We start from the raw sequence: 26,604 nt of genomic DNA, 5'->3' as shown, positions 1-26,604 counted from the left end.
CCATTTGGCGCATGATGAAAGCTTTCTCAACATTCTCGGGTATTGGCGGATTTGATCTCGCTTTGGAGCGTTCGGGCATCACGGTTGTCGGACACTCCGAAGTGGATAAATATGCTGAACGAATCTACCGATTTAAATTTAATAATACCAACTATGGAAACATTACTACCATCAACGCAAACGAACTGCCAGACTTCGACCTTCTTGTCGGAGGATTCCCTTGTCAGGCTTTTTCAATCGCTGGAAAACGGGGAGGATTTTCCGATTCCCGAGGAGGATTGTTTTTTGACCTTGCGCGCATTTTGCAAGCTAAACGGCCTCAATGCTTCCTCTTTGAAAATGTTAAGGGACTCCTTTCTCACGACGGCGGAAAAACTTTCGCAACTGTCATCCAAACGCTTACAAAACTGGGGTATAGCCTCGAATGGCAAGTGCTTAACAGCAAGAATTTCGGAGTCCCGCAAAATCGGGAAAGAGTGTTCATTGTCGGATATTTTGGAGATATTCCCCGACAAAAAATATTTCCTCTCCCAAGAGCAAACGGTCGAATTGCTCCAACAGGCATAGTGCCAGTACTGACTCCCGACCGACCGCAGAAAAGACAAAAAGGCAGAAGATTCAAATCCGATGGAGAAACGGCATTCACACTGACCTCGCAAGACCGTCACGGGATCATGCAGATCAATAGCCCGAAGCATTCAAACGACCGCGTGTACTCTGCCGAAGGAGTCTCTCCTACGCTCAATACTATGCAAGGAGGTCTGCGTCAGCCGTTTATTCTTAGAGATGGCAGAGACAATCGTTCCTGCCTTCGTGCCGGCCGAGCAATGGAACTGGGATTCAAAGGTAAATCGGTGCGTCGTTTGACCCCACTGGAATGCGAACGACTGCAATCATTTCCCGATCATTGGACTCAATACGGATTGGATGAATGCGGGCAGAAGGTGGAAATGTCTGATAGCCAGCGCTACAAAACCCTCGGGAACGCCGTCACCGTTTCCGTGGTCGAATACATCATAAAATCATTAATTTAACCTATGGCGAGACCAGAGAAAAATACCGTCGAATATTTTCCGCACTATGTGAACAGCGGAAAGACTCTGTACACGCTCGAAAAGCGGTACGGAAACGATGGCTATGCCTTCTTGTTCAAGGTGCTGGAAGCCTTAGGGAAAAGCGAAAACCACTTTATTGATTGCAGAAACCCCGCTGATTGGGAGTTTCTGTTGGCAATAACCAATGTGAGCGAGGTTATTGCGGAGGAAATGATGAAACTGCTCACTACGCTCGGAACTTTCGATGAAGAACTTTGGTCAAGCAGGATCATTTTTAGCGCAAATTTTATCGAGAACCTCAAAAATGTGTATGAGCGGCGCAAGCGTAAATGTATGCAGAAATCGGATATCTGCGAACAATTACAACTTAAATGTTCACCGAAACCCGACTCAAGCGAGATAAGCGGCGCGGAAAATACACAAAGTAAAGTAAAGAGAAGTGAAGTAAAGGAAAGTAAAGCAGATATTTTTGCGCAAAAAGATTTTGCGCGAGAGGACAATCAAAAAATGACACAGGCAGATTTCAAAGAATTTTGGGACAGCTATCCGAAAAAACGCTCAAAACAAAAAGCGCAGGAAAAATTTCTGAAAATCCCTCGAGAATTCCTGCCAAAAATCCTTCGTGCCGTGCGTGAGCAAAAAGAAAGCCACGAATGGCAAAAAGACGGCGGGCAGTTTATCCCGCATCCCACCACTTGGCTCAACGGCAAACGATGGGAAGACGACATCAATTCATATAACTTTAACGATTCTAACCATGGAAAAAATCAGCGAGATCGGCTTTCAGGCTATGTCAGCAAGGAAGGCTACGCAGACCTCGTCATCGGAGACGATGATTTGTAAGGACTGCCGAGACGCTGGTTTTACCAGCGGATCAATCAGTTATCAGGCGTATGGCGTGAGCGATAAGTATTTCTGCACCCAGTGTGTAAAAGGGCGAAGCATGTTCGAACAATGGAAAAAAGAACCCGCTCAACAAGAAAACTTTCGCGCATGGAAACAAGAAAAAATTGATCGAGCGATCAAACTTTCGGGAGTCGACGGAATGTTTGAAAACATTCGTCTGGCGGATATCAAAAGCGATTCAACGCTTGCCAAGTCCTGCCTCAGATATGTGGAAAACTGGGAAAAAATCAAACCGACGGGCGGAGGGTATTACTTTTGGGGCAATGTGGGAACTGGAAAAACTTATATCGCTTCCGCGTTGGCCAATGAACTGATGAAAATCAAAATGGTCGAAGTGCTTTTCATTCGCATGCCCGAGGCGGCCAAACGAGTAAAAAAGACTTTTGATTCACCCGCGAAAAGCGAAGATACCAAGATTTTTGACCGCATGAAGGAGGTGGAACTGCTTATGATCGATGATCTCGGTGTGGAAAAAATATCCGAATGGTTGATCGATGAAATGTACCAAATTATCGATTTTCGCTGGAGAAACAAAAAGCCCATGATCATCACTTCCAACCGATCGCTTGAGGAACTCGCCAAAGTGTATCCCGAGCAAATCCCTTCCCGCATCAAAGGCTGTTGCAAAACGATTCACTTTAACTCCTCGGACAGGAGGAAAACATTACCTACACTATTCTAATTTCTTATGGCATTCATACGACTACATCACGGCAATAAATTCGGCAATCGGCAGGTCACGGTCGATGGTATCCGCTTTGACAGCATCAAAGAATCACGCAGGTATCACGAACTTAAACTGCTCGAACATGCGGGAGAAATCAAAAACCTCACGCTTCAACCTCGATTTACTTTGCAAGAAAACTTTAAACGAGATGGCAAAGTCCATCGCAAAATCGAGTATGTCGCTGACTTCCGCTACACCGAAAACGGTCAAGAAATCGTGGAAGATGTGAAATCCGCCATTACCAAAAAACATCCCGTGTACGCTCTCAAAAAGAAACTTCTGCTCAAAAAATATCCCGACATTACTTTTTTAGAAACTTAACCTTTCCTTTTATGAATCAAGACAATAACCGCTTGCAAGAAGCTAAAGCAAAAACGCTGGAAATCAGCCAACTGCTCTCCGAACTGAATTCCTTTGTGCAGTCCGCCGAGGGTATCACGCCCTTGATGCAAAGCCTGCTAGAAAAAAAGATCGATGAAATTCTGATCAAAACTGTGCAACTTTTACGAATAACTAAATCACAATAATGGAAAAACCAAAGACACTTCGCGGCAATTACATTCTTTTTCGATACATTATCGAGAATGAGCTTCCCGTTATCGAACTTAAAGATCGTAATGGGAAATTTTGGTATTGCAAGCTGGAAGGCGGAGTGTTCAAGGTGATCAGCGTTACTTCTCGCTCACTCTTTGATAAATTGCCGCCCGAGCTTGAAAACCCTTAGTAATAAGCTACAATAAAAGTACAAATCGCAAACTCAGAGTCTTAAAGACCATTTCAATTCGTTCCGCGAGGACGAATCCCGAATGGTCTATTTTTTAATCTACACACCTTATGAAAATCGAATATGTCCCTATCAAAGATCTGCAATTCGCAGACTACAATCCGAGAGCCGCTACCAAAAAAGAGGCTCAAGAACTCAAAAAATCACTGGAACGGTTTGGCTTTGTCGAACCTGTGGTGGTGAACTCCGACCCGAAACGCAAAAACATCATCATCGGCGGACACTTCCGCGTGCGGACTGCCAAAGATCTCGGACTTAAAGAAGTGCCAGTGCATTACATCAAAATTTCCGATGAGAAAAAAGAACGGGAACTGAATCTCCGTTTGAATAAAAACCTCGGACACTGGGACGCGGAGCTTCTTGTTGAGTTTGATGAGAACCTGCTTCTTGATGTCGGTTTTGAATCCGATGAGCTGGATAAACTTTTCGAAGGACTCAAGCTGGATGATCCCGACTCGGATAAAGACGATGAAGTGCCTGAACTTGCCGAAGATTCCAAAACACAAATCGGTGATGTTTGGCAACTTGGTCGGCATCGAATCATGTGCGGAGATGCCACGAATATGGAGCATGTCATCACTCTGATGGAAGGCAAACAAGCGGATGTCGTCTTTACCGACCCGCCCTACAATGTGAACTACAAAGGCCGCGGGCAGAAAACTAGTAACGGCATCGCCAACGATAACATGGAAGGTTCAGCTTTTGGCCATTTTCTCGAGAAGGTTTTCAAAAACTATCGGGAAGCGATCAAGACGGGAGCGGGTCTTTATGTCTTTCACAGCTCATCTTCTCAGTCTCAATTTGAGTACGCCATTGAAAAAGCGGGACTGGAAGTAAAAAACCAGCTTATTTGGAATAAGCCCGCCGCTGCACTCGGCTGGGGTGATTACCGTTGGAAACATGAACCGTTCTTTTACTGCGCGGTAAAGAGTCAAAAAGTACAGTTTTATGGGGATCGTAAACACTCTACGGTTTGGGATTTTCAAAAAACCGATGCTCAGCTTTTTGCATGGGCGCAAAAGATGAAACGAGCGGAAGAACAAGGCAAGACCACTATCTGGACTATGTCCCGCGATAAGGTTGGAGAATATGTCCATCCGACGCAGAAACCCGTCGAATTGATCGTTTATGCGCTCAGAAACAGCAGCAAATCGGATGATTTGGTTTTGGATTTATTCCTCGGCTCGGGGTCGACTTTGATCGCCGCCGAAAAGTCCGAACGCACCTGTTATGGGCTTGAACTCGATCCAAAATACATAGATGTCATTATCAAACGCTGGGAAGACTACACGGGAGAAAAGGCAGAACTTGTTGCACCTGTTACACGCAAGACCCCTCTTAATTAAACCATTCTATGCAAGGCAAAAAAGGTACAAAACGGGATAAAAAGAAATTCTTAGAGGCACTCAAACGCCGTCATGGAATTGTGACGCTCGCCTGCAAAGATGTGGGCATTTCCAGCATGACTTTTTATCGTTGGCAAAAAATCGATCCAGAGTTTCTGCAGGAATCAGAGGAAGTGCGGGACATTGAGATCGGTATCATTGCCGAAGACCGTCTTGCCGAAGCCATCATTGTAAACAAAGACATGGCGATGGTGCGGTTTTACTTGCAATCACGCTCCGCCAAGTACACGCCGAAACTTCAGGCGGAACTGCATGATCCAACTTTTGAACTTGCTAAATTACTATCACTCGACGATGAAACTAAATCTTAAAAAAACATTTCGGCTTCTTGACGCATTCAGTCAAAACTACTTCAAGCGACCGTTTGCCAATTACCAACGGGAGATTGCCCGCGAAATCATTCGCACGATTTTTGAAAAAGGCGGAGTGGAAGTGTTTATCGAAGTCTCGCGCCAAGCGGGTAAAACAACGGCAGTCGTGGATACACTCGCTTTTGTGATGACCTTTGCACACCACTTCTTTCCCACTCCTCTTTCGGTAGGGATTTTCGCTCCGCAAAAGGAGCAGGCCAAAACAGACTTTGATCGTCTCAAAGAAAACCTGCGGGTATTGCAGGAGCTTTATCGCTTGGGATTTGAAGAGTCCAATGGAACGACGCTCAAGCTTTCAAACGGCAACACGATTTATTGTTTCTCGCTTTCTCCCACTTCGCATTTGGAAAGTAAAACGCTCCATCTTGCGATCATTGAAGAAGCTCAAAAGATCGACGATGAAAAAGCCAAGAACGAAGTGTTCCCGATGCTGGCTTCCACGAATGGCAGCAAAATCTTCATCGGCTCAGGCGGTTATCAGCTCTGCGACTTTTATCGCGGAATTGAAAACGGCAAAAATGTATTCCGCTATGACTACCAGCAAGTGATTGAGGATAAAGAAAAGTTATATCAAGAAACGCAAAACCCGCTTCATCAAAAGTACAAAGAGTTCGTGGAGGGTGAAAAAGAACGCTACCGCGAGGATTCGGATTACTTCCAAACGCAGTACGCACTCAACTGGAAGATCGGGCGTGGAATGCTGATTACCAAAGATGAACTTTACAAACTGCGAGTGGATTATGAATTGCCGACCGTTTATGAAAAGCCTGTTTATGCTGGCTGGGACATTGCCAAGGAAGAAGACGAGAGCGTGCTGACCGTCGTGGGCTGGGATGAAGAACTCAAGAAATTCAAAATCCTGCTGTGGCTTGCCATGCGTGGCGATGACTACACCGACCAAGTGGAGATCGTGCAGAAGGAACTTTCAAAATACAAACGAGTGATGAAAGTCTGTATCGATGCTACAGGCGTGGGCGATCCCGTCGTGGACAACTTCAAGCGCTCAACAAGACTGCGTACTGAAGGAGTCAAATTTTCGCTCCAAACCAAGGACAACCTCTATAAAAACCTGATCAAAATCCTGCGTGATGGCGAGGTGCTGTACCCAAGCAGTCATCCGCTCGCTCCTAAATTTGAGATGCAGATGATGGAGATGATCAAAGAGTACAAGGGCGAGTTCTTATCCTGCCATCATCCCGACAGGTCAGGCGCGCATGATGATTTTCCCGATTCCTTGGCTCTCGCCCTCTTTCAGGCTCGCAAGGTTGTTGATCTCAATATCAGCCGAGGTGATCTCGGACTTTAATATTTTTTTAATTTTTTTTCTTATGCAAACTCAATTTCCCACTAATGAAGATTTTGCTCGCGTAGCCAAACTGAACAACTTTTACAATGTGTTCAAAGGACTGCACAGCAAAGTATTCAAACTCAAAAGCTATTTTGAAGAAGATCAGAAGAAACGCACGCTCCTCTATCTCGCCTACAATGTCGGACAGATCGTGTCGCTCACTGCGGCAGATTTTCTTTTCGGAGAGCAACTCAAAATCCAAACCAACGAAGAGGATGCGAGCAAACCACTGGAAAGCAAAATCAATAAGATCGTGCAGGAAAACTATCTCGATGAGAAGCTGTATCAAAGTTCGGTGATCCAAGATGTCGCGGGATTTACTGTTTTCTTGGTCAGGCAAAAAGATAAAGTCGCCATCATTGAAGAAGTGCCGTACGACAATTACTTTCCTGATTTCTCAGGCGTGAGGCTGGGCGAAGAACCGCAAACCATCGTGATCGCTTCGTATGTGGACATTGTGAATCCGAAGAATAACAAAAAGGAAACCTTTCTCTACAAACAGATCCACTCGGTAGGCAAAATCACGCACGAACTCTGGTCTACCACGACCGACATGAAGCAGTCCGAGAAAGTAGAGCTGGCAATTTACAGCGCTGATCTATCCGAGGAAGAAACAACAGAGCTTCCTTACATTCCCGTTTTTCAGATTGATAACTTTAAAACCGTCAAAGAACGCTTCGGCATCTCCGCTTACGAAAGCGTGATGAACCTGTTTGAAGAGCTGAACGATCGTATCACGCAGATCTCCGTGCAACTCATCAAGCATCTCAATGCCAAAGTAGCGGTTGGTGAAGGAATCCTGACGAAAAAGGGAGAGATCGACAGCGATCAGGAACTTTTCCTTGTAGAAAAGGGCGACATCGTTCCGCAGTACATTACCAACTCCAACGGTCTCATCGAAGAAGGCTTCAAACAGATTGAAAGTATCCTGCGACAGATCTGCACCGTCACACAAACGCCGACTTCTTTTCTCGGACTGGATGAACTGGGCGGAGCAGAAAGAGTGGAGACGGTCAAAATCCGCATGGCGGCCTTCTTAAAAAAGATCAAACGCAAACAAAGAAGCTACGAAGCCAAGCTCGTGGATATCTTCAAAACTGCTTTGTTTTTTGAGGGTACAAAAAAGTTTCCCGATGGCACGGACATCAAGTTCGGCTGGGATTTGGGATTGCCTCGTGATCACTTCACCGAAGCACAAACCCATCAAATTCTTGTCGAGAGCGGTATCGAAAGCGTGGAGACTGCCATCCGCGAGATCAAAGACCTTGATGGCGACGCTCTTGCTCAAGAACTGGAACGCATCAAAGTTCAGTTTGCGGAAGCCAAACAAACGCCCGAAATTACTTTTTAATCTTATTATTTATGAACAGCTACAACACTCATCCCAATCCCTACAAACAGCACCTTACTTCAGAGGAAGTGCTGGAAAAACGCCTTGAAAATCTTGATCAAAACCTGTGGCGGTATGCCAAGCTTTTTTTGATCCTGCACTTTGCTCTGTTGGTGTTCCTTTTTACGGTGATTGCCACTTGTCGTTTTGCTTTTTTAATCTTCTAAATCTATGCCAGTATTAAGTCCACCGCCAGCACCACGCTTGCTGAGTGCCTATCGCAAAGCGGCCAAAGAACTCAATCAGACCATCCTACAAGCCAATCCCAAAAAGCCTGTGGTTTTTCTCAGGCGTGTGATTCTCGTGGATATTGAGGAGATCACCAAGGAGCTGGAAAAAGAAACACGCGTTTGGTTAGAGGAAGAAGTCCCGAAACAGTACAACGAAGGGAGTTTTCAGGCGATCAGCGAATGTAAAACGCATGAACTTGTCCTGAAACGGACTGAGTTCGGACAGATTCACAAAGAAGCGGTGGAAGCCTTGGTGGAAGATGCTTATTTGGATTTTGCCAATGGACTGGAAGGCGTGAAAAGAGCAGGCAGAGAGTTTATCAGTGAGATGATCAAGCTCAAGATCAATGAGCGGATTGTCGTGGGAGCGATCAAAGGCGAAAGCGTGTATAAAATCAAACGGGAGGTGAAAAAACTCGTGGAAGATCGCGGATTTACCGCCTTGATTGATCGAGGGAGTAAACGCTGGAAGATTGATACCTATGCCGAAATGCTGGTACGCACGCACACGATTAAAGCCAATAATGCAGGTTTTTCCAATCGGCTCTTGGAAAACGGTCTTGAACTCGTAGAGATGTCTTCTCACGGTTCATCTTGCCCGATTTGCAAGGAGTATGAGGGGAAAGTGTTCACTTTGACGGGAAATGATAAACGCTTCGGGAAAGCTCCAACTTTGCCGATTCATCCGAATTGCAGACATAGTTTTTTGCCGTATATCGAAGATTAAAATAAAAAGTCGCTTTTGATTGAGACAATCCCCGCATAGGGAGTTTTTTGTCTTGAAAAAGAATTATATTCCAGTACAATATTGATGATGTTCTTTTGCGAATACTTAATTGCAAACATTCTATGGAAGAAAACAACCAAACCCCGAAAACGATAGGCCAAAAAATAAGGATTTGGAGGAAGAAAAGAAAGCTTACTCAAGAAGGTTTAGCTCGCAAGGCTGATATTCCGTACACAACGCTTGCAAAAATTGAAAGCGACAACATCCAAAATCCAACATTGGATACTATCACCAAGATCGCCAATGGTCTGGAAATAACTTTGAATGAATTAACTTCATAATACTATGGCAAATACTACTAAACCGAAAAAGGAAAAAGGCATTGAAGAAACCCTATGGGACAGTGCCAATAAACTCCGTGGCACTGTTGAACCATCTGAGTACAAGCATGTGGTACTGGGGCTTATATTTTTGAAATTCGCGAGTGATAAATTTGAAGAAAGAAGACAAGAGCTTATTGCGGAAGGAAAAGATAAATACTTGGAAATGGTAGAGTTTTATACCATGAAAAATGTGTTTTATCTTCCTGAAATTTCCCGATGGAGTTACTTGGTAGAAAATGCACGACAAAATGACATTGCACTAAAAATCGACACAGCCTTGTTTACTGTCGAGAAGAATAATCCTGCTCTCAAAGGAGCACTCCCTGACAACTATTATTCAAGACTTAATTTAGATGTTCCAAAACTTGCTTCTTTGCTTTCTACTATTCATCAAATAGATACTCTTAAGGATAAGGAGCATGACATTATAGGAAGAATCTATGAATACTTTTTAAGTAAGTTTGCGATTGCTGAAGGTAAAGGTAAGGGAGAATTTTATACTCCAAAAAATATCGTCAATCTTATTGCAGAGATGATAGAGCCATACAAAGGAATAATTTATGATCCCTGTTGTGGCTCAGGTGGTATGTTTGTGCAATCAATGAAGTTTATCGAGAGTCATCATGGTAATAAAAAAGAAATATCTGTTTACGGGCAAGAAAATCTAACAGCTACCTATAAACTGGCAAAGATGAATCTCGCTATTCGTGGGATTTCTGCAAATTTAGGAGAGACGGCTGCTGACACTTTTTCCAAAGATCAACATAAAGATCTCAAGGCGGATTTTATTATGGCAAACCCACCTTTTAACCAAAAAGACTGGAGAGCGACTAATGAGCTGGAGAGTGACGCACGCTGGGCAGGATACGCTACTCCGCCAGCTAGCAATGCAAATTATGGTTGGATTTTACACATGGCTTCAAAACTTTCCGATAATGGTGTGGCTGGCTTTTTACTTGCAAATGGGGCTTTGGGCGATCCAGACACTTTATCAATCAGAAAACAATTTATTAAAAATAACTTGGTTGAAGCGATTGTTGTTTTGCCGAGGGATATGTTTTATAGCACAGACATCAGTGTTACTCTTTGGATTTTAAACAAAAATAAAAAGGCTCGAACTGTTGAGCAAAATGGTAAAATGATAAAATATCGCGACCGCAAAGATGAAATCTTGTTTATGGATTTAAGACGACATGGTTCGGAATATGAAAAGAAATATATTCAACTCACAAATGAAGACATTTCTAGCGTTGTAAATAACTACCACAACTGGCAACGAGAAGGATTCAGAGAAACATACAAAAACATTCCTGAGTTTTGTTATAGCGCTCATATCGATGAAGTAGAAAAAAACAACTTCTCACTTATTCCGAGTAAGTATATTGAGTTTGTAGATCGTGACAGTAATATTGACTATGATAAGGAAATGAAGCGGATACAAAAAAACTTTAATACTATTCTTGCGGATGAAGTGAGTTCGCAGAAAGAATTACTACAAGCATTTAAAAATCTTGGTTATGAAATCGAATTATAAAAAAATCGGCGATTATATTCAGATTGTAAATGAACGAAATACGGATTTAACTGTGTCTACTTTGCTGGGTGTTAACATGACCAAAAATTTTATGCCTACGGTTGCAAATATGACAAGTTTGGACTTGTCAAAGTATAAAATTGTTCGCAAAGGTAGATTTGCTTGTAATATTATGCATGTTGGACGAGATGAAAGACTCCCTATTTCATTATTTGAAAAAAACGAACCTGCACTTGTATCTCCTGCATATATTACATTTGAAGTTAAAGATTCAAAAAAATTATTACCTGAGTTTTTAATGACTATTTTCCAAAAACCTGAATTCGATCGTCTTACTTGGTATGTTAGCGATAGTAGTGTTAGAGGTGGGCTTGAATGGGAAAGATTTTGCGAAATTGAAATACCAATCCCTGATGATATTGAAGTACAAAAAAGCGTTATCGCAGCTTATAAAGGACTTTTGAAAAACCAAAGCGGTTTTGAAAAAAGCTTGAGTGATTTGCAGTTTATTTGCGATACCTACATTGAAAATTTAATCAAAACTGAAAAGCCAAAAGTTCTTGGAGAGTATATTGAGAAAATCATTCAAAAAAATAGTGATGATTCTATTAATGAAGTTGTAGGAGTAAGTGAAAGAAAAGAATTTCGTTTGCCAAGTGGGAAAGTAAATAAGGAAAATTTATCAAATCATTTAATAGTAAAGAAAAATGAATTTGCCTATATTCCCAGAATGAATCCTTTCAAGCCACTTGCTGTCGCATTATCTAACTTTAATTACCCCGTTGTAGTATCTGCATCCTATGTGGCCTTTAAAGTGATAGATGCAAAAATAATTTTGCCTGAATTTTTACTACTTTTTTTAAAAAGGGCTGAATTTGACCGATATGCAGCATTCAATGCTTGGAGTAGTACCAGAGATACTTTCGATTGGACAGATATGTGCTCTGTAAAATTACCGATTCCAGATATTGAGGTGCAAAAATCAATTGTTGCCATTCATCATGCGCTGGAATCCAGAAAGCGCATAAATGAAGATTTAAAAAAAATGATTACACCCCTCTGTCCGATTTTAATAAAAGGGGTTACCGATAATTTATCTAAAATTTAACCTATGAAATTTACCGAAGAAACACTTGAGCGCGCGGTAATTGAACTATTTCAAGAAGTTGAAATACCACATTGCCATGGAGAAACTATTCACAAAGAAATAAGTGATGTCTTGCTTCGCGATGATCTCAAGCAATTTCTTTTGAATCGCTATTCCGCAGAAAATATTACGAGTGGTGAAATAGATTCGATTATTCGTAAATTGGAATTTTTCCCCAGTTCTGACCTTTACGGAAGTAATAAAGCGATTATGAAACTTATTGCTGATGGTTTTGTGTTGAAGCGAGAAGATCGAACACAAAAAGATATTTTTATTGAGCTTCTTGATTATGGAGAAGCTGAAAACAATATCTTTAAAATCGTTAATCAACTCGAAATACTTGGATACGAAAAACGCATTCCCGATGGAATTTTGTATATCAACGGACTTCCTTTGGCAGTGCTTGAATTTAAAAGTGCTATCAAAGAAAACACCACGATAAAAGATGCTTATACCCAGTTAACTGTCCGATACCGCAGAGATATTCCTGAGCTTTTCAAATACAATGCTTTTTGTGTGATTAGTGATGGAATCAATAACAAAATGGGGTCACTCTTTGCACCTTATGATTTCTTTTACGCTTGGAGAAAAATCAATAATACCGATGAACCAGCGGATGGGATTGACTCGCTTTTTACGATGATGAAAGGGCTTTTTGATAAAAAAAGATTAGTTGATGTGATTCATAATTTCGTTTATTTCCCTGACACCGCCAAAGATGATGTAAAGATTGTTTGTCGTTATCCGCAATATTACGCGGCAAATAAGCTTTTTGAGAATATTAAAATCAATATGCGACCAGAAGGAAGCGGAAAAGGAGGAACTTATTTTGGAGCGACTGGATCGGGAAAGAGCTTCACAATGCTCTATCTGTCTCGTTTGCTCATGAAAAGTAAAGACTTATCAAGCCCAACAATTGTTTTAATCACAGACAGAACTGATCTAGATGATCAGCTTTCTAGTCAATTTACCAATGCAAAAGGTTTTATCGGCGATCAAAATGTTGTGAGCGTGGAGAGTCGTGAGGATTTAAAAAACAAATTGCAAGGAATCAAAAGCGGAGGCGTGTATTTGACTACTATTCATAAATTTACTGAAAGCACCGAACTTTTAACGGATCGTACAAATGTGATCTGTATTTCTGATGAGGCTCACCGATCACAAATTAATCTTGATCAAAAGCTAAAAATTACAGATAAGGGCATTCATGTAAAATTTGGTTTTGCTAAATATCTGCACGATTCGTTGCCAAATGCCACTTATGTGGGGGTTACTGGCACGCCTATTGACGGAACTTTGGCTGTTTTTGGAGAAGTGGCCGATGCTTACACGATGAAAGAGTCGGTTGAAGATGAAATTACTGTAAGAATCGTTTATGAAGGCAGGGCGGCGAAAGTTCTTCTCAATGATCAGAAATTAAAAGAGATTGAAGAGTATTACAAAAAATGTGGCGAAGAAGGTACAAATGATTACCAAATTGAAGAGAGTAAAAAAGCCGTTACGCAAATGGAAGTTATTTTGGGAGATCCAAAAAGACTCAAATTATTAGCGGAAGATTTTGTCGAACATTACGAAAAAAGAATTGAAGAAGGTGCAAGCGTAAAAGGAAAAGTAATGTTTGTCTCTTCCAGTAGAGGCATTGCCTACAACTTTTATAAAGAAGTAATTGCTCTTCGACCAGAATGGGCTGAAATAAAAGCTTGTGAAGAAGGTGCGAATCTAACCGCAGAGGAAAAACGAGAAATAAAACCCATTGAAAAAATTAAAATGGTGATGACGAGACATAAAGATGATGAGAAGGCTCTGTACGATATGCTTGGCACAAAAGATGATCGAAAGGAACTTGATAGACAGTTTAAAAACGCTAAATCTAACTTCAAAATCGCTATCGTTGTTGATATGTGGCTTACTGGTTTTGATGTCCCATTTTTGGAAGCAATTTATATTGATAAGCCAGTTCAACAGCACTCCTTGATTCAAACAATTTCAAGAGTAAATCGTGTATATGAAGGCAAAGAGGTTGGACTTGTTGTTGATTACATCGGGATCAAAAGCAATATGAATATTGCTCTTGCAAAATATAGCAAAGTCCACGGTGATGATTTTGCTGATGCAGATAAAGCAGTCGGAATCGTAAAAGATCAGCTTGATCTGCTTTCAAAGCTATTTCACAAATTTGATTCAAAGCAATATTTCAATGGTACACCACTAGAAAAGCTCAATTGTTTAAATAAGGCGGCTGAATTTGCCCAGCTCACAGAAGAGATTGAAAAGAGGTTTATGGCAATGGTGAAAAAGCTACGATCAGCCTATGATTTATGTTGCTCAAGCGAGAATATAAGCAGTTCCGAAAGAGATTATATTCATTTTTATTTCGCAATCAGATCGATCATTCACAAGCTCACAAAAGGTGATGCACCTGATACGGCACAAATGAATGATAAGGTAAAACAAATGATTCAAGAGGCTTTAATCAGCGAAGGCATAGAAGAGATATTCAAATTGGATAAAAATCAGCCCGAAAATAATGCGGATATTTTTAGTGATGAATATTTGGCAAAAATAGAAAAAATCAAATTACCGAATACTAAAATCAAGCTTTTACAAAAACTACTAGCAAAAGCCATTGATGAATTTAAAAAGACTAACAGGATCAAGGGGGTTGATTTCTCAAAAAAACTCAAGAAATTGATCGAAGTTTACAACGAGAGAAAAGACTTCGATGTTTTTCAAAGTCATGTTTTGGATGATGTTGCCGAGCAATTTGCAAACTTGTTCAAAGAGCTACAAACAGAGAGAAATTCTTTTGAAAAACTAGGAATAGATTTCGAAGAGAAAGCTTTCTATGACATTTTAAAAGCAGTTGCAGAAAAGTATAAGTTTGATTACCCCGAGGAAAAACTTATTGCACTTTCTCAGGCTATCAAAGCAATCGTAGATGATAAAGCAAGATATACTGATTGGTCTCAAAAAGCTGATATAAAAGCTGAATTAAAAGTAGATTTAATTTTAACTCTTGATAAACACGGTTATCCGCCAGTGCCAAAAGACGAGATTTTTAAAGAAATTTTTGAACAGGCGGAGAATTTTAAGAAATACATTTAATTATGAACCAATCATCAGTATTCAATTCAACAAATGTAATATCAGAACATATATCAAATGCTGATTTAAGGGCATATTGTGTTGGATTTGATATTGGTAAATATAGATATGATCATTTAGTAGACTATTTACTAGATGTCTTGGTCGATTTTTCTTTTGGCTATCATACAGGAATATTAAAAAATTATGATAGGAGAAAGTTAATCGAAGCTGCAAAATCCATCTATAAAATTACCGTCAATTCAGATAGAAAAATCTTTGAAGAAGCAAAGAAAAAATATGTTGATGAAGACTCTGAATATGAAGATGAAATTGCAGATAGCTATTTAAAAAGAGGTGAGTTTGGAGAAATAATTCTTCATCTTATTTTAAGAGACTTTATAAAGACAGTTCCTCTTATTTCTAAAATTCATTTGAAAGATAGTGATGGCATTACTGTTCATGGATTTGATGCAATACATATAGGTAATTGTATTAAAGATTCTTCAAATAAATCTTTGTATTTGGGGGAATCTAAACTTTATAAAGATGGTGAAAGTGGGATAAAAGCACTTATTGGAGATATTGAAGAACATTTTAAAAATGACTTTTTAAGGCGTGAATTCATTTTGATTGGAAAAAAATCAGATAATTTTTACAAAATAGAAAATTATGAAGATCAAAATACAAAAAATGAATACGAACAATTTTTGAAAGAAAAAGACTTTTGGTTTTCTGAATTAGACAAAATTCAAACAGGTAAAGGCAAAATGGAAGACTTATTTAAATCAGTAACTATACCACTTTTATGTACATATACTTCAAAAGTTTTTGAAAACAATACAGATGAAAATACCGAAGAATTTAAAAAAGAATATGAGACAGAAATAAATAATTTGAAAGAATCTTTTGATAAAAAAATTGAAGAATTAAAAAAATCCTATGAAAACTCTGGAGAACCAATTTCAACAAATTTAAATGTTATTTTAATGCTTTTTCCCGTTCCGTCGAAAAAAGAACTTGTAAAAAGACTACATACAAAACTTTTTCATCAACAAAACTCATAAATTATGGAAATTGAAGAAGTAATATCAGCAATAGAAAGACAGGATTCTATTTCAATAGATGAAAGTTTTTCTTTTGCAAAAATTACTTCAGTTTTACTAAGAATTGATGAAGAAAAAGGAAGAAAAATAATTATTTATATTTTAGATAATTGGGTAAAGTTACCGAAAGAAACATATGAGATTTGGACAGATTTGATAGAATCGGCAGGTTTTTACCCATATCTAGAAAAGGAAAAAGAAAAATTACAGTTTAACAACTTAGCTGGAGAAATTAGAAAAGGTTGTCATTTGTCAGAAAATTTAGGAGATAAATATTTTCATGAACAACAAAAATATTTGAAAAGTATTTTAGATAGTGGGAAAAATCTTATTGTTAGTGCTCCAACGAGTTTCGGAAAAAGTCTTTTAATTGAAGAAATTGTAGCAAGTAAAAAATTTAAAAATATTGTAGTTATTCAGCCAACCCTTGCCTTGCTAGATGAAACAAGAAAGAAGCTTAAAAAATACAAGGAAAAATACAAAATTATCGTAAGAACTTCACAAGAATATTCAGAAGAGAAAGGAAATTTATTTTTGCTTACTGCTGAAAGGGTAATGGAATATAAAAATTTACCTATAATAGATTTTTTTGTTATTGATGAATTTTATAAATTAAGTGCAGAAAGAGACGATGAAAGATCGGATATTTTGAATAATTCTTTTTATAAATTATTGCAACAAGACCCAGTTCCTAAATTTTATCTTTTGGGCCCAAATATTGATAATATTTCCTGTGGCTTTGAAGAAAAATATAATGCTGTTTTTTATAAGACTAATTATTCGTTAATTGATAACAAAACCATAGATGTTTATTCTGGACAAAAGGAAAAATTTGATAAACCAAGGAAATATAAAGGATACAAAGAAAATGTTTTATTTGAAAAACTTTTTGAATTAATAGATGAACAAACCATTATATATTGCTCTTCTCCATCAAGAGTTCGAGAACTTTCTAATAATTTTTGTACTTTTTTAGAGACAAAAAATATTCAAAAAAAAGATTCTTTACCGTTGATAGAATGGATCAAACAAAATGTTAGCCCTCAATGGAATTTAATAAAATGCCTAGAGTTCGAAATAGGTATTAATGATGGAGCATTACCGAAACATATAAACTCTTCAATGATAGATTATTTTAATGACAAAAAACTTAAATATATATTTTGCACATCAACTATTATTGAAGGAGTAAATACAAGTGCAAAAAATGTGATATTTTTTGATAAAACTAAAGGGAAGAAGACACTAATTGATTTTTTTGATTATTCTAATATTAAAGGAAGATCGGGAAGAATGATGGTTCACTATGTCGGAAGAGTATTTAATTTTAATTCACCTCCCAAAAAAAAGGAGGAAATGATTATCGATATACCTTTTCATCAACAATCTCCTATTAAAGATGAAGTTCTAAATGGATTAAAGGATGAGGATATAAAACCTACTACTAAAGAAACCGAACAATACAAAGATTTGATGAAAATTCCAGAAGATCAGCGCATTCTCTTTCAAAAAAATGGAATTTTAATCAAAGGACAAAAGCAAATTTTAGATATTATTATAGATTTGGATAAAGTTTATTCTGTTACTACAAAAGCAGGAAATGAAAACTATAAAATTTACGATTTATTGAATTGGACTTATGCACCATCCTATATTCAAATTAAATTTTTATTAGAATTGTGCTGGAAAAATTTAATGAAAAAAGGTGAATCTCCGAAAGTAAAGAGTCTGGATCAGTTGGTTTTTTTAGTTTCAGAATATGGTAGGAATGGTAGCATTCTTAGTTTGGTTCAAAAAAATTTTAATTATAGTAAAAATCATAATAATCAAAATAAAACAGATGATGAACTTTTAAATCAATCCATAGAAGAGATTTTTAATATTCTAAGGCATTGGTTTCAATATAAAATACCAAAATGGCTTAGTGTAATGAATGAATTGCAAAAATATGCATGCGAAAAAAAAGGGGTTACTTCTGGAAATTATTCTGTATATGCAGCTAAAATTGAAAATGATTTTGTGAGAGATAATCTAACCATATTGTCAGAATATGGAATACCTACTTCTGCAATAAATAAAATCGCTAGTAGCCTTGATAAGGATTTATCAGAAGATGAAATTCTTAAAAAAGTGGTTGAAGTATCTTTGGCAAGCAATGAATTACTTCAATATGAAAAAGATAAAATTTTCAATTGTTTATAAAATCTATTTGCTTTCTTCTTTTTTTCTGATACCATTTTAGTACAGGGCTACCAATAGCTGGTAGTCGTGCAGAGTCTTAAAGACCAACTCGTTCGCGAAAAATTGCGAACAAGGAGCGGGTCTTTTTTTTGTGTTCCGCTCAAAATAACCATTAATTTTTAATCTTTTATTCCTATGACAACTCAAGCTAATCCCGCCGATCAGGATGGCGTAAAAACTCCTGCCGACAACAAGGATGGGAAAGTCGATAAAACTCCCTCAGCGTCTGGTCAAGACGGTAAACAGCCCTCGTCAGGTGCTGACGATAAAACACAGGAGCAAATGATCCCGATGAGTCGTTTCCGCGAAGTAATCGAGGAAAAAAACAAGTACAAAGAAGACTTGGAAAAACGCCAAAAAGCCGAAGAGAAACAAAAGCAAAAAGAGCTTGAGGAACAAGGAAAATATCAAGAACTCCTTGCGCAAAAAGACAAGGAACTGGAATCGGCTGGCAAATCCAAAGATCAACTCACTCAGTACGAAGAAACTCTCGGCGAAATTTTAACCTCGGAACTCGAAAAGATTCCCGAGGACAAGAAATCTTTGATCCCAGATGAACTTTCTGTGGTCGCGAAGCTGAAATACATCGCCAAAAACCGCAGTCTGCTCAGTGATGCAAAAAGCTCAACAGGTGCTCCTATTCCACCCAATTCCAAAAATCTCTCTGATTTTGAAAGCAAAAAACAACGCTATGATGAGCTGATGGCTCGCCAATCCAAAGGTGAATTTCTCACTGAAAGCGAGCGTCGGGAGATCATGAAACTGGGTCAGGAAATCGTGGTTCTTAGAAGCCAACAATCCTAATTTAACTTTTAATTTTTCTTACCATGCCAATCATAACTGGAAAATATTCGACCTACGACAGCCCTTTTCTCGATGAACTCGTAAAAGGAATTGCCATACAGATCGATCCAAAACTTACAACTTCGCTGGATTTATTTCCCGAATTTGAACCAATCAATACCACTAAAATCAAATGGTACGATGCCAAAACCTACGCCCTTGAAGGACAAGTCGGCACTGGTGGCTGGGCTGATGGAGTGGATACCACTGCACTGCCTATCTCCAGCGACTTTGCTCAGCTCGTAAATGTGGGAGATGTGCTTCGTATCAACAACGAGTATGTCGTGGTGAAATCCGTTAATCGTACGGGATTTACTATCGATGTTTACACTCGTGGCCACGGAGGCACGACAGGAGCTGCACATACCGCAGGCACTGTCGTTTACATTCTCGGTAATGCGCAAGTGGAAGGCACTGTAGATGGAGATAATCTTTTGGAAGATACCATCGAGCAGATCAACTACACGCAAATCGTGGAAGAGCCGATCGAGCTTTCGATTACCGCTCAAAAGCAGAAATACCTTGATATCACCGACAAGCTCAACGAAGAACGAACCAAAGCGATGACTCGGGCTTTGAAAAAACTGAATCAGGCGATCCTTTTTGGAAAACCTTCGGCTGGCTCAAAAACAACGCCTCGTTCTTTCGGCGGCTTAAAACACTTCATCGAAAACACTGCGGGTGCTTTCAATTACAACATCGGTGGAGCTTTTACCGAAATACACCTCAAAAATGTGCTTCTCGAAATGGCTCGTCGCGGAGGTAGTCCGAATACCATTTTGTGTTCTCCTGATATCAAAAGCATCATCAACACTTTTAATGCTTCCAATACCCGATACACCCGAGAGGAACGAATCGCGGGCAACTTCGTGGATCGTTACGAAGGTGAAGGTGTGGGTGTTTTGGATATCGTGGCTGATCCTTTCCTCAGAAATTCATTCGGGGAAATGTACATCATCAACACCCGAAAACTCGGAAAAACTTGGTTTGTAGACGACAAACTTCGTTTCGCACCAGAACCTGCCAACTCTCGAACGCTCAAAGAGACCTTACAAGGTCAATTGACCGTTAGAGTCAAAGATACGGTGACCGACTGCGCTCGTTTGTACGGCATCAGCTAAAACTCAAAGGGGGGTGGCAAATTGTCCCCCTCCTTTCTCTTACTTTTTAACTTACATTGCTATGAAATTTATTATCAAAACTTCAGCGGTCGGCGTATCCGACAAAAAATCCGTCTCACGCGGAGAGTATGAAACCGAAGACCAGCAAGAAATCACAAGGCTTCGGGAAATTGCCAAAAGCTTCCCCGAGGACATTGAGGAAGTTAAAAGCAAAGCGGAAGCCTTGAAACAAGACGCTTCCAAAAAGGATGAAGATGAGGATCAAGACGAAGACCAAACGCCGAAAACTGATCCGAAAAAATCCGACGGCAAACCCGCTCAAACTTCTAAAAAATAATTTTTTATCCCATGGAGATCACAGAAATTATCAAACTTTTGCAGGATTACGGAGTGACTCTCACCTTGGTGGCGATTGTGCTTTTCTTCGCGTTTGCTTTTGGCCAAACAGGACTCAAGTATCTACAGGAAAAAATCAAACCCAACGAAGTGACCGATCCTCGAAGCCATGCTTTCTTTTCCACTTCCGAGCGGCTGATGAATTACCACATTCCGCGCATGAAGGTTTCCAATGACCCTGCACGAAACGCTTTGTTTCGGGATATGTTGGTCAAAAAAATCACTGTCTGGAGAAAAAAGATGCTGGATTTTGTCGCTCGGGATTTTTCCAGCCTCAAAACCTACGAGATCAAAGATCTGTTTGCAAACACACTCAAAGAGATCATTTCAGGCTATGAAATGGACTGGAAGGCGGCGGAAGTACCAACTCCCGTCGTTGCCAAATTTGCCCTGTGGCATTCACCTCGCGTGGAAGGTTTGAGCGGTTCGGCGACCAGCGTATTCGACGGAAAATCTTTCACGACTCCCAATGAAATGCTCAACGCCACTTTGTGCCTGCAAAATGCTCTGCTCGTGGAAACGGTCATTGATGCGGAACGAACGCTCGGAGAACTCAATGGCGAGCTTTCAGGGCTTACTTATCAAGGTTTAACTTTGCAATAACTATGTCGACTTACATCACACCAACGGAGGTCAAATTAAAGTCGAGAGCGGTCGGCATCAATCTCAAACCCAATGCGTTCCTTGAAAAACTCATTCTGGAAGCGGAAGCAACGATAGATGCGTATTGCGGATTTTGGGAAAAAGCTGATGAAACACAACCTCGACTCTTTCCCACTGCAGGCGAAGAAACCATTCCTCGCGAAGTCGCTGATGCCACTCTTGTTATCGTCGAACAGTTGTATTTGCAAGGCGCACCGACACTTGAAGGTGAAATCACTGAGGAAAGCATTGGCGGTTACAGCTACAAAAAAACATCCGTAGCCGTCGAACTCGTTCCCGAAAGAGCCAAACTCCTTCTCAAAGGAATGCGCAAACTGACAGGGAAAATAAACCTTCTTACCGAATAATTATGAGCTTTCTCAATTTACTTACACAAACGGCTACGATCAAAGAATGCACCGAAAGCAATATCGGCGGCATCGTCAAAAAAGTCTGGACAGATAAATACACCGCCTTACCCGCTCGGCTGACAGCCAATCGCGGTACGACAAAAGTCGGACTGGAAAACCTTGAGAAATATGTCCGTGGAGAATTCACTCTTTATATCGAAGCGGGTCGAGAGATCACGGAAAAAATGAAAGCGGAGATCAATGGAGATGAGTACGAGATTGCCTTCGTTGCCGAAATCAACGGCAAAGATACGGCTCATCATATGGAATTACAACTTAATCATATTCGTTAAATGGCCATTCAAGTCACAGGAATCAATCGGGTTATCACCGCGCTCAGTAAGGGCGTGGAAAAGTATGTGAAACGCAATGAAAGCGCGACCATGAAAGCAGGTCTCAAAGCGGAATACTTTGTAAAAAAGAATACCCCCGTGGATACGGGCAATCTCCGTTCCAGTATCAATACGCAACTTTTCGCCAAAAAATCTGATCGAACCGAAGCCGTTGTTGGTACAAATGTGGAATACGCACCCTTCGTGGAATTCGGCACTCGCAAAATGAAGCCTCGGGCAATGTTCCGCAAAACCATCGATGAAAACGGCAAAGATATCTGGCAAACCTTTAACCAAGCACTCAAATGAACCTAAAAACCGCCATCTACGAACACCTCAAAAACGATTCTGCTATCGCGGGAATTGTTGCTGGTCGGATTTATCGTTCGTTTGCACCGCAAGGTTCGGAGTTTCCCTTTATCTCCTATCAGCGAATTACCTCGGCAAATAAAAACGATATTGATCTTACTACCGAACGCTTTCAGCTTGATCTTGTCGGACACCTTGAGGATGAAGATCAAATGGAAACGCTCAAAGAAGCTGTTATCAACCGCTTGAACCGTTTCAAGGGCGACCTTGGCGGGACAGGATTCAGTGTGAAATCCGTCTGGCTCGACATCGTTGCGGATGACTTCAATGAAGATCATTCGGCTCGACGCATCATCTTGGATTTCCGCTTTGCGTACTTACGCGCTTAATTTATTACCTTTTAATTTTTTCACTATGTCTCAAACCAATTTACAAAAAAGAGAAGCACTGCGCTACGGCTCAGTCACACTCTACATCGGCGACGATTTCAGTTCACTCGTGAATATCGGAGCGATCCGCAACATGTCTTTCGAGCATAAAGCGGAAAATATCGAAGTAGCTTTCGACAATGTTCCTTCCATCAAGAAATTCAAAAACGGAAGAAAAGCTTCATTTGTTTTTGATCTGGCGGAAATTGATATTACCACTTTCGCTCAGACCGATGCGGGATTGGTAATTAAAACAGATATTGCTGGGACTGCTGTCAATGTGGTGGACGAATCCGCTGTACTTTCGGGAGTTGCGGGAAAAGCACTCACGAAAAAGAACGGTAATGGATCGATTGCTACCAATATCGTGGTGACAAACGCCGCAGGCACAACCACCTATGTTAAAAACACGCATTACACCGTGCAACTCGGCGCTGACGGATTTACCCGTATTGCTCGAACCGATACCAGTACCATCACAGATGGGCAGACTGTCCTTATTGATTACACCTATACGCCGAATGTCAGCAAAAAGATGACTTTCAATACGGGCGGAACGAAAACCTACAAAGTCGCTCGCATTATTAATCTCAATAACGAAGGCAAAGAGCTTCGCATTGATCTTGAAAATGTCACCAACATTAAACCGCTCACTACGCCTTTTCAGGCGGATGATTCCGATGACATCATGGTCTGTTCAATGGAACTTGAAGGATCAGTCAAGGAGATCATCGACGAGCAAAGTATTTCATAATTTAATTTTTTTCCTATGAGCAGAATATTTGACGCGGATTCGGATGCGCTTCTCTCCGAAAAAGACATCTTCAAAATCGGGGGTAAACAATACCGTGTTCCCGATATCAAAATGAAGACCATGCTCGAGTTTGAAAAACTGGAACGATCGAACGAGAGTAAATTTCAAACCATCGTGGAGCAGATTTTTCTCGTGCTGAAAGATGAGAACGACATCAGCAAAAAAGAGATTGAAAGCTGGGGCTTCAAAACCTGCGTTTCTTTTATCATGTGGCTTTTTGAGCCACTACAGGAACTGGGTTTAAAAAAAAGCCTCAAGGAGTCGGAAGCAAAAAAGTAAAACTCGGCGAGATATTCGCTCAGATGATCAGATACTACAACGGCGGATTTGATCACTGGAAACTGCTTCGTCTCACTTACCGCCAGTTTCTCATGTACTACGCCTGCCTCATGACCATGCTCGAAGCCGAAAAAGGCAAAACGCCGAAAGAAAAAAGAGAGCCTGAGAGCGTGATGCAGGATATCAAGAAAACCTTTAACCCATAAAAAAGCCCATGGCATTTGGAATGACCAACATCATCGGAGAGCTTGGAATCAAAATCACTGGATACACCAGTGAGCTTTCTTCTTCGCTCAAAAGCGCCACTGCAGAAGTCCAAGGATTCGGGCGCAATGCCGAGGCGGCTTCCAAAGTATCTCACGCGGCTTTGATGGGAATTGCGGCCGCAGCTACGGCAGTTGCCGCAGGACTCGCGATTTCCGTAAAGAATGCGGTGGAATTTGAAAAAGGTATGACCAATATTGCCACGATCGTGGATACCAATACCGAAAGTATGGAAGCGATGGGCAATGCCGTCTTGGATATTGCCAAAAGAACTCCTGTGCAAATTTCCGATCTGACCAATGCTCTTTATGAAGTTCGCAGTGCGGGTATTTCTGCGGATGATGCTTTGGGAGTTCTTGAAAAATCCGCTCAGCTTGGTATGGCGGGACTTGGTACGACTGCGGAAACCGTCGATATCGTTACCTCTTCCATCAATGCATTCAAACTCAAAGGTGAAGAACTACAGAATGTTTACGGTTATATTTTTGAAACCACGAAAGTAGGTAAAACAACCATCTCCGATTTGGCTCAGGGATTCGGAGCGGTCGCGGGAACGGTTGCCAATGCCAACATTGAGCTTCCTGAATATTTGAGTGCGGTTGCTGCACTTACTACAACGGGTCTGCCTGCCGCGCAAGCTCACACTCAGCTAAAAGCCGCTATTGCAGGAGTAACCAGAGAAAGTGAAGAACTGACGGATGTTCTCAATCAACTGGGGGCGAAATCATTCAAAGATCTGATCGATAAAAAAGGCGGTATGGTCAATGCATTCAAAGCCATTACCGAGTCTGTTAAAGGAAACGACTCGGCTATTTTGAAAATCTTCGGCTCTACCGAAGCTTACAATGCCGTTATTCAGCTTTCGGGAGGACTTAATGGAGCATATTTGGAAACTTTGAAAGGGATGAAAAATGGCACGGAAGATGTGACCGAAGCTTTTGAAAAACAAAAAAATACCGTTTCTGCCCAGTGGCAGACCATGAAAAACAATCTCGAAGTGCTAAGCATCAAAGTCGGTAGCGCCTTACTTCCAGCTTTGAATCAAGCCTTGCAGGCGGTGACCGCCTTCATCGACAAGATTCCCGAGCTGATCAATCAGTTCAAAGACTGGGTTGCCAATAATGACTGGGTGCAAGGCGCATTGGTGGGTTTGGGTGCTGTTTTGACGGGATTGGCTATTTCCGTAATTCCTTCCCTTGTTGTTTCTTTGGGAAGTTTAATCGCCACTGTTGCGGTAGCTGCCGCACCTTTTATTGCCATTGCCGCCATTATCGCAGGCATTTATGTGGCATTCAAAAACTGGGATACCATCGTGGAATTCGTCAAAGGCGTATGGGATAAAGTGGTGGAATTTACCATGAAAGCATGGGAATTTTTGAAGCCGTATATTGAAACCGCACTGAGAATTGTGATTGGAGTGATGACGGGCGGACTTTCCGAGCTGGTGATTTTAACGGTTCAAAACTGGGATAAGATCAAACAAGCAGTCTCCTCTTTTTGGGAATGGATCAAACCGTATTTGGAAATTGCCGTACGGGCGGCATTTGCCGTGATCACTTTCGGACTCAGTGAAGTTCTGATTTATACCGTTCAAAATTGGGATGCCATCAAAGCCAAAACCATCGAAACATGGGAAGCGGTCAAAGGATTTTCAGAAAAAGTATGGAACGGGATCGTCGCATTTTTTGAAGGGATTTGGAATACGATCAAAAAGGTTTTCAATGCAGGATTGGATGCAGTTAATACCGCTTGGAACACAACATGGAATGCCATTAAAGACTTCACGAACAACACTTGGACTGCGATCAAAGATTTAGTAACAGGAGGCATTGAAGCAGTGGCAAACCTCTTTTATGGAGGCATCAGTATTATTGGAAACGCGTGGCGTTCCATTTGGGATAATGTGGTGAATATTGTGACGAGCGTATTCAACACCATTCAAAACACGGTGAGCGGAATTATTTCATGGATTCAAAAAGCACTCGATAAAATCAATATTTTCAAAAGCGAGCAAGCCTCAGTCGGCGCAAGCGGTAGCTGGTCGGTTGGCGGATTTACTTTTGGAAATAAACAGCAAGTGGCAGGTGTCGTGCATGGCGGAGAATGGGTTGCTCCCGCGTGGATGGTCGATAAATACGCAGGCGTGATTTCGCAATTGGAAGGAGTCAGAATGCGTGGCTACAGCCAAGGCGGACTGGTCGGTGCAAATACCACGCACAATAATCAAAGAACTGTGCATCAAACCATCACTCAAAATATCCGTGAAGGGGTGGATTTTTCTATTGCCGCTCGCGAGCTTTCTTGGCGGGCGCGTTTTGTTTAATTTT

Annotated in this window: 30 protein-coding genes; all 30 read left to right on the top strand. The window is 40.6% G+C overall.

What is annotated here, in order from left to right:
* Positions 1-14 precede the first annotated feature (14 nt).
* The 30 genes from dcm (at position 15) to IPN35_02000 (ending at position 26,600) form a co-directional block, all read left to right on the top strand.
* The gene (gene dcm / locus IPN35_02145) at positions 15-1,034 is read left to right on the top strand and encodes a DNA (cytosine-5-)-methyltransferase (protein ID QQS59922.1); all 1,020 of its coding nucleotides are present in this window, start codon (positions 15-17) and stop codon (positions 1,032-1,034) included.
* A 48-nt stretch (positions 1,035-1,082) separates the two neighbouring features.
* Positions 1,083-1,898 carry a DUF4373 domain-containing protein gene (locus IPN35_02140; GenBank protein QQS59661.1) on the top strand — a complete coding sequence of 272 codons (816 nt, stop codon included), beginning with the start codon at positions 1,083-1,085 and terminating at the stop codon, positions 1,896-1,898.
* Complete coding sequence (locus tag IPN35_02135; protein QQS59660.1) at positions 1,888-2,643, top strand: ATP-binding protein; 756 nt, start codon at positions 1,888-1,890, stop codon at positions 2,641-2,643. The genes IPN35_02140 and IPN35_02135 overlap by 11 nt, the downstream gene beginning before the upstream one ends.
* 6 nt (positions 2,644-2,649) lie before the next feature.
* Positions 2,650-3,009 carry a DUF1064 domain-containing protein gene (locus tag IPN35_02130; GenBank protein QQS59659.1) on the top strand — a complete coding sequence of 120 codons (360 nt, stop codon included), beginning with the start codon at positions 2,650-2,652 and terminating at the stop codon, positions 3,007-3,009.
* Positions 3,010-3,020: 11 nt separating this feature from the next.
* Positions 3,021-3,215, top strand: coding sequence for a hypothetical protein (locus tag IPN35_02125; GenBank protein ID QQS59658.1), 195 nt, complete (start codon positions 3,021-3,023; stop codon positions 3,213-3,215).
* Positions 3,215-3,412 (top strand): hypothetical protein, encoded by a 198-nt coding sequence (locus IPN35_02120; GenBank protein QQS59657.1) that lies wholly within the window; start codon positions 3,215-3,217, stop codon positions 3,410-3,412. The genes IPN35_02125 and IPN35_02120 overlap by 1 nt, the downstream gene beginning before the upstream one ends.
* 110 nt (positions 3,413-3,522) lie before the next feature.
* A complete protein-coding gene (locus IPN35_02115; GenBank protein QQS59656.1) occupies positions 3,523-4,818 on the top strand; it encodes a DNA modification methylase in 1,296 nt (431 codons plus the stop codon).
* A gap of 8 nt (positions 4,819-4,826) precedes the next feature.
* Positions 4,827-5,189, top strand: coding sequence for a hypothetical protein (locus IPN35_02110; protein ID QQS59655.1), 363 nt, complete (start codon positions 4,827-4,829; stop codon positions 5,187-5,189).
* A complete protein-coding gene (locus tag IPN35_02105) occupies positions 5,173-6,555 on the top strand; it encodes a hypothetical protein (protein QQS59654.1) in 1,383 nt (460 codons plus the stop codon). Before IPN35_02110 ends, IPN35_02105 begins: the two co-directional genes overlap by 17 nt.
* 22 nt (positions 6,556-6,577) lie before the next feature.
* A complete protein-coding gene (locus IPN35_02100) occupies positions 6,578-7,948 on the top strand; it encodes a phage portal protein (protein ID QQS59653.1) in 1,371 nt (456 codons plus the stop codon).
* Positions 7,949-7,959: 11 nt separating this feature from the next.
* A complete protein-coding gene (locus IPN35_02095) occupies positions 7,960-8,154 on the top strand; it encodes a hypothetical protein (protein QQS59652.1) in 195 nt (64 codons plus the stop codon).
* 4 nt (positions 8,155-8,158) lie between these two features.
* Entirely contained in the window at positions 8,159-8,944 is a 786-nt protein-coding gene (locus IPN35_02090; protein ID QQS59651.1) for a hypothetical protein, read from the top strand.
* Between the two features lie 122 nt (positions 8,945-9,066).
* Positions 9,067-9,285: a helix-turn-helix transcriptional regulator gene (locus tag IPN35_02085; protein ID QQS59650.1), complete on the top strand. Its 219-nt coding sequence runs from the start codon at positions 9,067-9,069 to the stop codon at positions 9,283-9,285.
* 4 nt (positions 9,286-9,289) lie between these two features.
* Positions 9,290-10,861, top strand: coding sequence for an SAM-dependent DNA methyltransferase (locus IPN35_02080; protein QQS59649.1), 1,572 nt, complete (start codon positions 9,290-9,292; stop codon positions 10,859-10,861).
* Positions 10,845-11,969 (top strand): restriction endonuclease subunit S, encoded by a 1,125-nt coding sequence (locus IPN35_02075; protein QQS59648.1) that lies wholly within the window; start codon positions 10,845-10,847, stop codon positions 11,967-11,969. Before IPN35_02080 ends, IPN35_02075 begins: the two co-directional genes overlap by 17 nt.
* A 3-nt stretch (positions 11,970-11,972) precedes the next feature.
* Positions 11,973-15,113, top strand: a complete 3,141-nt coding sequence (locus tag IPN35_02070; protein QQS59647.1) for a type I restriction endonuclease subunit R — start codon at positions 11,973-11,975, stop codon at positions 15,111-15,113.
* 2 nt (positions 15,114-15,115) lie between these two features.
* Entirely contained in the window at positions 15,116-16,159 is a 1,044-nt protein-coding gene (locus IPN35_02065) for a DUF1837 domain-containing protein (protein ID QQS59646.1), read from the top strand.
* 3 nt (positions 16,160-16,162) lie between these two features.
* Positions 16,163-18,400 carry a DEAD/DEAH box helicase gene (locus IPN35_02060; protein ID QQS59645.1) on the top strand — a complete coding sequence of 746 codons (2,238 nt, stop codon included), beginning with the start codon at positions 16,163-16,165 and terminating at the stop codon, positions 18,398-18,400.
* 174 nt (positions 18,401-18,574) lie between these two features.
* The gene (locus IPN35_02055; GenBank protein ID QQS59644.1) at positions 18,575-19,243 is read left to right on the top strand and encodes a hypothetical protein; all 669 of its coding nucleotides are present in this window, start codon (positions 18,575-18,577) and stop codon (positions 19,241-19,243) included.
* Between the two features lie 23 nt (positions 19,244-19,266).
* Complete coding sequence (locus IPN35_02050; protein QQS59643.1) at positions 19,267-20,403, top strand: DUF5309 family protein; 1,137 nt, start codon at positions 19,267-19,269, stop codon at positions 20,401-20,403.
* Between the two features lie 61 nt (positions 20,404-20,464).
* On the top strand, positions 20,465-20,740 hold the full coding sequence (locus tag IPN35_02045) for a hypothetical protein (GenBank protein ID QQS59642.1): 276 nt from the start codon (positions 20,465-20,467) through the stop codon (positions 20,738-20,740).
* A gap of 11 nt (positions 20,741-20,751) precedes the next feature.
* The gene (locus IPN35_02040) at positions 20,752-21,402 is read left to right on the top strand and encodes a hypothetical protein (GenBank protein QQS59641.1); all 651 of its coding nucleotides are present in this window, start codon (positions 20,752-20,754) and stop codon (positions 21,400-21,402) included.
* A gap of 2 nt (positions 21,403-21,404) precedes the next feature.
* A complete protein-coding gene (locus tag IPN35_02035; GenBank protein ID QQS59640.1) occupies positions 21,405-21,809 on the top strand; it encodes a hypothetical protein in 405 nt (134 codons plus the stop codon).
* A 2-nt stretch (positions 21,810-21,811) separates the two neighbouring features.
* Positions 21,812-22,144 carry a hypothetical protein gene (locus IPN35_02030; protein QQS59639.1) on the top strand — a complete coding sequence of 111 codons (333 nt, stop codon included), beginning with the start codon at positions 21,812-21,814 and terminating at the stop codon, positions 22,142-22,144.
* Positions 22,145-22,492 (top strand): HK97 gp10 family phage protein, encoded by a 348-nt coding sequence (locus tag IPN35_02025; GenBank protein ID QQS59638.1) that lies wholly within the window; start codon positions 22,145-22,147, stop codon positions 22,490-22,492.
* Positions 22,489-22,881 carry a DUF3168 domain-containing protein gene (locus IPN35_02020; GenBank protein QQS59637.1) on the top strand — a complete coding sequence of 131 codons (393 nt, stop codon included), beginning with the start codon at positions 22,489-22,491 and terminating at the stop codon, positions 22,879-22,881. The genes IPN35_02025 and IPN35_02020 overlap by 4 nt, the downstream gene beginning before the upstream one ends.
* Positions 22,882-23,014: 133 nt before the next feature.
* Positions 23,015-23,674 (top strand): hypothetical protein, encoded by a 660-nt coding sequence (locus IPN35_02015; protein QQS59636.1) that lies wholly within the window; start codon positions 23,015-23,017, stop codon positions 23,672-23,674.
* 15 nt (positions 23,675-23,689) lie between these two features.
* Complete coding sequence (locus IPN35_02010; GenBank protein QQS59635.1) at positions 23,690-24,013, top strand: hypothetical protein; 324 nt, start codon at positions 23,690-23,692, stop codon at positions 24,011-24,013.
* Positions 24,014-24,036: 23 nt separating this feature from the next.
* Positions 24,037-24,219 carry a hypothetical protein gene (locus IPN35_02005; GenBank protein QQS59634.1) on the top strand — a complete coding sequence of 61 codons (183 nt, stop codon included), beginning with the start codon at positions 24,037-24,039 and terminating at the stop codon, positions 24,217-24,219.
* An 8-nt stretch (positions 24,220-24,227) separates the two neighbouring features.
* Positions 24,228-26,600, top strand: coding sequence for a phage tail tape measure protein (locus tag IPN35_02000; protein QQS59633.1), 2,373 nt, complete (start codon positions 24,228-24,230; stop codon positions 26,598-26,600).
* The last annotated feature ends 4 nt before the right edge of the window (positions 26,601-26,604 follow it).

The organism is Candidatus Peregrinibacteria bacterium, from assembly GCA_016699755.1.
Classification (GTDB): domain Bacteria; phylum Patescibacteriota; class Gracilibacteria; order CAIRYL01.
Note: the sequence above shows the minus strand (reverse complement) of the source record. Positions and strands in the feature narration are given on the sequence as shown.